Consider the following 8,379-nt stretch of genomic DNA (forward strand, 5'->3'; position numbering starts at 1 on the left):
AGCCCCATGGCACAGCCCGGGGAGCGGATGCTCCCCGGGCTGTGCCGGTGTGTGGTCCTAGTAGCTGCGTGGCTGGCGCGGCGGGCGCTCGGTGCGACCCTCGCGGCGCACGGGGCCGCCACCGTCGGCGCGGATCTCGATCAGCTTGCCGCTGATGCGCGTGTTCTCCAGACGGCCCAGAACGTCGCCGGGCATGTCGGCCGGCAGCTCGACGAGCGAGTATTCCGGGTTGATCTGGATGTGACCGAAGTCTTCACGGCTCAGGCCACCCTCGTTGGCGAGTGCGCCGACGATTTGGCGTGGCTCCACCTTGTGGCGCTTGCCGACCTCGATGCGGTACGAGGCCATCGCCCGGTTGTTGTCGCGGGGGCGGCGTTCCACCCGCTCGACGCGTTCGCCGCGTTCGCTGCGGTCGTCACGGCGGTCGCCGCGACCGGCGTCCGCGCGGGCACGTTCGGCACGGTCGCCGCGGTCGGCGCGCTCGGGCCGCTGCGCGCGGGCATCCGCCTGGGTGAGCAGCAGGGGAGTCTCGCCCTGGGCGACGACGGCCAAGGCCGCCGCGACATCCGATTCGGGAACGTCGTGGTGCTCGACGTAGTGACCGATGATGTCGCGGAAGGCGCTGATCCGTTCGGCCTGGCCGAGGGCCTCGGTGATGGCATCGTCGAAGCGTGCCAGTCGGGTGACGTTGACGTCCTCGAAGCTCGGCAGCTGCATCTGCGTCAGCGGCTGGCGGGTCGCCCGCTCGATGGCGTTGAGCAGGTGGCGCTCGCGCGGCGTGACGAAGCTGATCGCTGCGCCGCTGCGGCCGGCGCGGCCGGTGCGGCCGATGCGGTGCACGTACGATTCGGTGTCGATCGGGATGTCGTAGTTGACGACATGGCTGATGCGGTCGACGTCGAGGCCGCGCGCGGCGACATCCGTTGCGACCAGGATGTCCAGCTTGCCGGATTTCAGCTGGTTGACGGTGCGCTCGCGCTGCACCTGGGCCACATCGCCGTTGATGGCGGCGGCGGAGTAGCCACGTGCGCGCAGCTTCTCGGCGAGCAGCTCGGTCTCGTTCTTGGTGCGGGTGAAGACGATCATGCCCTCGAAGTTTTCGACCTCGAGGATGCGGGTGAGCGCGTCGACCTTCTGCGGGTACGACACCATCAGGTAGCGCTGGGTCGTGTTCGCGGAGGTCGTGGTCTTGTTCTTGATCGTGATCTCTTCGGGGTCGTTCAGGTACTTCTTGGAGATCCGTCGAATCTGAGGCGGCATGGTCGCCGAGAACAGGGCGACCTGCTTGTCATCCGGGGTGTCGGCGAGGATCGTCTCGACGTCTTCGGCGAAGCCCATCTTGAGCATCTCGTCGGCCTCGTCGAGCACCAGGTACTTCAGCTGGGACAGGTCGAGGGTGCCCTTTTCGAGGTGGTCCATGATGCGACCGGGGGTACCGACCACGATGTGCACGCCGCGGCGCAGGGCGGAAAGCTGGACGCCGTAGCCCTGTCCGCCGTAGACGGGCAGAACGTGCACGCCGCGCATGTGGGCGCCGTACTTCTCGAAGGCCTCACAGACCTGGAGGGCGAGTTCGCGGGTGGGGGAGAGTACGAGTGCCTGCGGGGACTTCTGCGCCATGTCGAGGCGCGCGAGGATGGGCAGCGCGAACGCGGCCGTCTTACCGGTTCCGGTCTGGGCGAGGCCGACGACGTCACGCCCGGCGAGAAGAGGGGGGATGGTGGCAGCCTGGATGGCGGAGGGAGTTTCGTACCCGACGTCCTTCAGCGCCTTGAGCATCGCATCATTGAGCCCGAGGTCGGCGAAGGTTTTCGTGTCGCGGGCAGTATCTGCCTCGCTCTGCGTGGAGGTGGTGTCAGGGGTGTGCATACTACAACGGTAATCCATCGGAGAGAGCCCCCCGTTCGTGCGCGAGGATAAGACCATGTCGACTACGCAGCAGCAGCCCTGGGTAAAGAACTACCAGCCGGGTGTCCCGGCCGAAATCGAGCTCCCCACGGAGTCGCTCGTGGCGATGCTCGAGCGGTCCGTATTCGAGGCCGGCGACCACCCCGCACTGGAGTTCTTCGGGCGCCGCACCACCTACACCGAGCTCGGCGACCAGATCGACCGGGCTGCGGAGGGGCTACGGCACCTCGGGGTGCGTGCGGGCGACCGAGTGGCCCTCATCCTGCCGAACTGTCCCCAGCACGTGGTTGCCTTCTACGCGGTGCTGCGCCTGGGCGCCGTGGTGGTCGAGCACAACCCGCTGTACACCTCGCGGGAACTCCGCCACCAATTCGAGGACCACCAGGCCCGCATCGTGATCGCCTGGGACAAATCCGTGGAATCCGTTCGCGCCTTCCCGCACGACATCGAGATCGACCACATCGTCTCCGTGAACCTGCTCCTGGCGTTCCCGGCCATCAAGCGCCTCGCCCTGCACCTGCCGGTGAAGAAGCTGCGCGAAACCCGCGAGGCCCTCACGGCTGCCGCGCCGGGCACGATCCCGTGGAAGGAACTGCTGAGCCACGACCCGATCGACCCCGAGCATCCCCGCCCGTCGGTCGACGACCTCGCGGCCCTCCAATACACCTCGGGCACCACGGGCCAGCCCAAGGGCGCCATGCTCACCCATTTCAACCTGTACGCCAACGCCCTGCAGGGCGAGGCATGGATGCACGGAGCCGAATACGGCAAGGAGGTCTTCTACGCGATCCTCCCCATGTTCCACGCGTTCGGCATGACCCTCTACCTGACCTACGGCATCCGCAAGCAGGGTCTGCTCGTGCTGTTCCCCAAATTCGACCCCAACCTGATCCTCGATGCCATGAAGAAGTCGCCCGCGACGGTGTACTGCGCGGTGCCGCCGATCTACGAGCGCACCGCGGTGGTCGCGAAAGAGCGCGGAATCTCGCTGCGCTCCTGCAAGTACTGCATCTCGGGCGCGATGAACCTGCCCGACCACGTCGTGGAACTGTGGGAGTCGGTGTCGGGCGGGCTGCTGGTGGAGGGCTACGGCATGACGGAGACGTCACCGGTGGCCCTCGGCAACCCGTTCCACCCCACCCGCCGACCCGGCACCGTCGGCGTGCCCTTCCCCTCCACCCTGATGAAGGTCGTCGACCTGGACGACCCCACGACCCTGGTGGCGCAGGGCGAGCCCGGCGAACTGCTCCTGAAGGGCCCGCAGGTCTTCCAGGGCTACTGGAACAACCCGGAGGAGACCGCGAAGGCCCTCCTGCCCGGAGGCTGGCTGCGCACGGGCGACATCGTGACCGTCGACGCCGACGGGTTCACCACGATCGTGGACCGAGCCAAGGAACTCGTCATCACCGGCGGCTTCAACGTCTCGCCCTCGGAGGTTGAAACAGCACTGCGCCTGCACACGGATATCGTCGACGCGGCCGTCTTCGGCAAGGCTCTCGAACGCGGCGGGGAGATGGTCGTCGCGGCGGTCGAGCTGAAGCCCGGGGCGGCGCTCGATGAGGAGGCCCTCCGGGCCCACTGCCGTGAGCACCTCGCCGCGTACAAGATCCCGCGGCGGATCGTGACGATCGAGGACATGCCCCGCTCGATGCTGGGCAAGATCCTGCGCAAGCAGGTGCGCGAGCAGGTTCTGCCGGAGCTCTGAGACCGGTCAGAGGTCCTGCTCGAGCCGACCCGTCGCGAGCAGGGCGGCCCGGCGCAACCACGGATCGCCGTCCCCGGCCCAACGATCGAGCACGGCCTCTGCCCGGGCGCGGCCCGGCCCATCCAACCGTTTCGTCAGCGGAAGCACCACGTCGACGGCGAGTGGGTCGGCCAGCTCGCGCAGGCCGGCGGTCCGCAGGAAGCCCTCGATCCGGGTCAGGTCGGAGTTGCCGAGCACCCGCACATGCGATTGCAGAAGCACCACGGCCGCGAGCCGGCGCTCGAACACCGGCATCGCCCACAGCTCCGAACTCAACGCGGTGATCTCGTCGTGCGTCAGGCCGGGATGCCGGCGGCCGGCGTCCCGGATCGTGCCGCGCACCGCACCGACCGAGGCGCCGTAGAACCGCAGATCGCTGCCCAGCCGCTCCTTCTCCGCCGCCGCCCGGTACGGATCCCCCTCGGCCTGCAGCGTCGCGTCCACGAAGATCCCGGCCTCACTCACCCCTTCATTCTCGCGTTTCCACAGGCCGGCGGCGCACCCCGGCCGTTACGCTGAGGGCATGACGACGGCATCCGAGAACACCGTGACGGATGCCCGATTCACCTGCCTGCGCCGTGAACCTCGCCGCCGCATTCCCCCTGCTCGCACAGGCGGTCCTGGTCTCCGTGGTCGTCCTGGCCCGGACAACCCTGGTGCTGCTGCCGGTCACGGCCGGTTTCCCCAGTGGGCCGGTGGGTTCCCAGGCCGAAGCGCGGGTCGTCGATCTGGCCGCCGTGAACCTCGGGGCGCCGTCGTCATCCTGCTCGCCTTCTCCGCCCTCCTCCGCCTCGCCGCCGTAACCCCGACGTTCGCCGGCAGCTACCGGCGTGGACTCGCCGCCGCGCGTGTGGAGATCGTGCAGGTCATCCTCGTCACGCTCGGCACCACGCTGTTGGCCGGGCAGGTCCTGTGGGGCGCACTGCTCTTCTCAGCTGGGTGAGGGTGCGTTTCCCGTCGCGGCACTGCAGGCTGATTACCCGCACCGATTTCCGGTGCCGAGCCGTGATCGACACCGGGCGCATCGATGCCTGCGTCTTCTTGATCGTGGCGAAGTGGTGACCGAGGTTCTCCTGCCGCTCGCTGCAGGGCCGGCTTCGAGCATCCGTCACACGGCCAGCCACTCGCATCCGTCGCTACGCAGATGAGGAGATTTTCGCGAAATGCCGGGTCACCCCAGCCTGTCTGAGCGGCGTGTCGCGAAAATCTCCGCGGGTGGCCCGGGCGGCGACAACGGATGCCGGCGTGGGAGCCTCCGAAGGCCGGCGCACCGGGTCTCGACCGGCTCGAGCACCGGGCCGGATCGGGGCTAGGCGAGTGCCTTGGCCACGTCCAGCCCGGAGCGCACGGCCCGGGCGACCCCCGACGGATGCCCGTGGAGCAGCCCACAACCGTCTCCCGCCACGAGGATGCCGGGCTGGTCCGCGCTGCGGTAGAACGTGGTACCAGGCCCCGAACCCACCGCATTCGCGTACCGCCAGCGCTTCAACTCCGAGTCCACGACGCCCGCGCCGGGCAGCAGCCGGATCAGCGCGGCCAGCAGGTCCGCCTGTGAGAACGTGGCGTCCGCCTCCCAGGTCGCTTCGCTCCACAATGGGGTCGCGAAAACCTCGAGCCATACCCGCCCGGCATCGTCCCGGTGCCTGACCCGAATCGTCTCGATGATGCCGTCGGGAGCCGACCGGCCCGCGAGGTGCCCCGCTTCGACACCGGCGGCGACACCGTCGACGACGCAGAGCAGAACGGCCCGCTTGTCGTAGGTCACCTCGTGCAGCTCGGGAGCCACGAAGAGCCCGCTGCCGCGCAGGATCTGGACGCTCTGCGGAACCGGCGCGGTGAGCACCACCGCCCGGCCCCCGATCGGTTCTCCCGAGCCATGCGGCACGACGTGGATGAGCCCTGATTCCTGAACCACCAGGTGGGTGACGAACGTGCGCCGCAGCGTGGTGCCACCCGCCCACCGCTCGGCGATGTCACCCGCGGGCTGGTCGAAAGCCCAGTCCTCACAGCCCTCGGTCACAGGCGTGAACCGGGCGCCCGTTCGGAGCATGATCTCCTGCGTCACCTCGGGGTCGTGGCTACGAACCGTGTCAACGGATGGGTTCAGCAGCACTCCGCCGAGCGGCCGGCCGGTCAGGCGCCCGCCCGGGCGCGAGCCCTTGTCGAGGAGGAGAGCCGAACGACCGGCATCCTGCAGATTCCGGGTGATCGTCAGCCCGCACACGCCCGCACCGACCACGACGACGTCCCACGTTTCCATGTCAGGAGGTTAGTGCACACGCCCGCACGTGCCGGCACGTGCCGTGTACCGCGAGCGCAGTCGTACGCTTGGTCCTGGTGCCCTCATCGCCGAGACCCGGCACGGAACCCGCAGCACCGCCCGCAGCACCGCCCGCAGCACCGCCCACACAGAGGAGTCCCACATGAAGATCGTTGTCACCGGTGGAAGCGGAAAGCTCGGCCGGACCGTCGTGAAGTACCTCGTCGCCGAAGGTCACGAGGTGCTGAACCTCGACCGCGACGGTGCTCGCAGCCACGATCTGGTGGTCGTGGACCTCACGGATTACGGCCAGGTCGTCGACGCTGTCCTCGGTGTCGATGACCGGCACAGCGGCTTCGACGCCATCGTTCACCTCGGTGCGATCCCGGCGCCCGGCCTGGTTCCCGACGTGGCCACGTTCCACAACAACATCCTCTCCACCTATAACGTGTTCCAGGCGGCCCGGCGTGCGGGCATCAAGAAGCTGGTCTACGCCTCTAGCGAGACCGTGCTCGGGCTGCCGTTCGACATCGACCCGCCCTACATTCCCGTGGACGAGGAGTACCCGGCCCGCCCCGAGAGCACGTACTCGCTGGTCAAGCACCTCGAGGAGCAGATGGCGATCCAGCTCACCCGCTGGGATCCGGAGCTGAGCATCACCGCCCTGCGCTTCTCCAACGTCAAGGACCCGGAGGACTACGCGGCCTTCCCCGCCTTCGACGCCGACGCGACCCTGCGCAAGTGGAACCTGTGGGGCTACATCGACGGTCGTGACGGCGCCCAGGCCGTGCTGCGGGCGTTGCAGAACGCGAAGCCGGGCTTCGAGGCGTTTATCATCGCCGCCGCCGACACGGTGATGAGCCGGCCCAATGCCAAGCTGGCGGCCGAGGTCTTCCCGGGCGTCGAACTCCGTGAGGTCGGCGAGAACGACACCTTGCTCTCGATCGACAAGGCTCGACGGATGCTCGGCTACGCGCCCAAGCACAGCTGGCGCGACCACGTGTAGTCGACGTGGCCACGTGTAGCCGACGCACCGGGCAAGCGGTAGAACGGTGGCATGACGATGACACCGCTGGTGCTGGGTCCCATGTTGCGCTACGTGGACGAGATTTCGGCGAGCATCTGGGTCGAGACCCGGGACGAGGCATCCGTCGCGGTCAACGCCGGAAACCGCTCGTGGACGGCCCGGACCTTCGCCGTTCACGGCCACCACTACGCCCTGGTATCCGTCGACGGCCTGCAACCGGGAACAATCACTCCCTACACCGTATCCATCGACGGGTCAGAGGTCTGGCCCGCCGCTGACGCGGTCTACCCGGCCTCCGTCATCACGACGTCGACGCCGGGCGCTTCAATGCGGCTGTCCTTCGGATCGTGCCGAACCAGCGTGCCCCACGACGAGAAGAGCACCCGCACGCACGGAGTGGATGCCCTTCGGGCCTATGCGCTGCAGATGGCTGCGGGCGCCGAGGGCCTCTCCTGGCCCGATCTGTTGCTGTTCCTCGGCGACCAGGTGTACGCCGACCTGACCAGTGAGGCGATGCAGGAGTTCATTCGTGCTCGCCGCGACATCCGAGAGCCGCCCGGCGAGGAGTTGGCGGATTTCGAGGAATATGCGCACCTCTACAACCTGGCCTGGTCGGACGAGGCGAACCGGTGGCTGTTGTCCACCGTGCCCGTCGCGATGATCTTCGACGACCACGACGTGCGCGACGACTGGAACGCCTCGCTGAGCTGGAAGCAACGGATGGAGGCCACGTCCTGGTGGCACGGCCGGATCGTGGCCGGGCTGGCCTCGTATTGGGTGTACCAGCACCTTGGGAATCTCTCGCCGGAGGCACGTGCCCGCGACGAGGTGTGGCAGGCAATCGCGGCGCATGACGGCGACGGTGAACTCGACCTCTCCTCGCTGCTCGACGGGTTCGCCGAGCGGTGCGACCGGGAGCCGACCAGCTACCGGTGGAGCTATTGCCGCGACTTCGGCGATGACCGGTTGATCGTCCTTGACTCGCGCGCGGCGCGCGAACTCGATCCCCGGCGGCGTGCCCTGGTGGACGAGCAGGAGACGGCTTGGTTCGACGAACGGATGCAGGGCGGGTTCCGGCATCTGGTGGTGGCGACGTCACTGCCGTTCCTGCTCCCAACGGGACTCCACCATTTGGAGGCCTGGAATGAGGCGATTTCGGAGGGTGCCTGGGGCCGGCCTGCCGCCCGCGTGGGTGAACGCCTGCGCCAGGCGTTCGACCTCGAGCACTGGGCCGCTTTCCAGAGGAGTTTCCGGAGCGTGGCGGCCATCACCACCGACGTCGCCGACGGCAAACGGGGAGCGGCCCCGCAGACCGTGACGTTCCTGTCGGGGGGACTGCCCCGAGTTCAGTTGACTCAAAGGGTTAGTGGTTTCAGGCGGCCTTGAGGGCCACGTTTATTGTCTCAAACTCGATCGGGGTGAGCTTACCGAGGCGGCGTT

General features: G+C 68.1%; 7 protein-coding genes. 4 read left to right on the top strand and 3 right to left on the bottom strand.

Annotated elements, in window-relative coordinates:
* Nucleotides 1-57: 57 nt before the first annotated feature.
* Nucleotides 58-1,869, bottom strand: coding sequence for a DEAD/DEAH box helicase (locus tag E3O67_RS07230; protein ID WP_134430003.1), 1,812 nt, complete (start codon nt 1,867-1,869; stop codon nt 58-60).
* Between the two features lie 55 nt (nt 1,870-1,924).
* Here E3O67_RS07230 and E3O67_RS07235 point away from each other — a divergent pair, with 55 nt between their 5' ends.
* Nucleotides 1,925-3,613 carry a long-chain-fatty-acid--CoA ligase gene (locus E3O67_RS07235; RefSeq protein ID WP_134430006.1) on the top strand — a complete coding sequence of 563 codons (1,689 nt, stop codon included), beginning with the start codon at nt 1,925-1,927 and terminating at the stop codon, nt 3,611-3,613.
* A gap of 6 nt (nt 3,614-3,619) precedes the next feature.
* Here the strand turns inward: E3O67_RS07235 and E3O67_RS07240 are convergent, their stop codons facing one another.
* Nucleotides 3,620-4,117 carry a DNA alkylation repair protein gene (locus tag E3O67_RS07240; protein ID WP_135102343.1) on the bottom strand — a complete coding sequence of 166 codons (498 nt, stop codon included), beginning with the start codon at nt 4,115-4,117 and terminating at the stop codon, nt 3,620-3,622.
* A gap of 89 nt (nt 4,118-4,206) precedes the next feature.
* Between E3O67_RS07240 and E3O67_RS07245 the strand changes: the two genes are divergently transcribed.
* Entirely contained in the window at nt 4,207-4,455 is a 249-nt protein-coding gene (locus E3O67_RS07245; RefSeq protein ID WP_135102344.1) for a hypothetical protein, read from the top strand.
* Between the two features lie 506 nt (nt 4,456-4,961).
* On the opposite strand, the gene E3O67_RS07250 is transcribed toward E3O67_RS07245, so the two are convergent.
* Entirely contained in the window at nt 4,962-5,912 is a 951-nt protein-coding gene (locus E3O67_RS07250) for an FAD-dependent oxidoreductase (RefSeq protein ID WP_135102345.1), read from the bottom strand.
* 163 nt (nt 5,913-6,075) lie between these two features.
* On the opposite strand from E3O67_RS07250, the gene E3O67_RS07255 reads away from it, so the two are divergent.
* A complete protein-coding gene (locus E3O67_RS07255; RefSeq protein WP_134430020.1) occupies nt 6,076-6,918 on the top strand; it encodes an NAD(P)-dependent oxidoreductase in 843 nt (280 codons plus the stop codon).
* Nucleotides 6,919-6,969: 51 nt separating this feature from the next.
* A complete protein-coding gene (locus tag E3O67_RS07260) occupies nt 6,970-8,325 on the top strand; it encodes an alkaline phosphatase D family protein (protein WP_135102346.1) in 1,356 nt (451 codons plus the stop codon).
* Nucleotides 8,326-8,379 lie beyond the last annotated feature (54 nt).

The organism is Cryobacterium sp. TMT3-29-2 (genome assembly GCF_004564305.1).
GTDB lineage: Bacteria > Actinomycetota > Actinomycetes > Actinomycetales > Microbacteriaceae > Cryobacterium > Cryobacterium sinapicolor.

Coding starts and splice junctions, on each gene's coding strand:
- E3O67_RS07230 (WP_134430003.1), bottom strand. CDS start 1,869: ATGCACACCCCTGACACCACCTCCACGCAGAGCGAGGCAGATACTGCC.
- E3O67_RS07235 (WP_134430006.1), top strand. CDS start 1,925: ATGTCGACTACGCAGCAGCAGCCCTGGGTAAAGAACTACCAGCCGGGT.
- E3O67_RS07245 (WP_135102344.1), top strand. CDS start 4,207: ATGCCCGATTCACCTGCCTGCGCCGTGAACCTCGCCGCCGCATTCCCC.
- E3O67_RS07250 (WP_135102345.1), bottom strand. CDS start 5,912: ATGGAAACGTGGGACGTCGTCGTGGTCGGTGCGGGCGTGTGCGGGCTG.
- E3O67_RS07255 (WP_134430020.1), top strand. CDS start 6,076: ATGAAGATCGTTGTCACCGGTGGAAGCGGAAAGCTCGGCCGGACCGTC.
- E3O67_RS07260 (WP_135102346.1), top strand. CDS start 6,970: ATGACGATGACACCGCTGGTGCTGGGTCCCATGTTGCGCTACGTGGAC.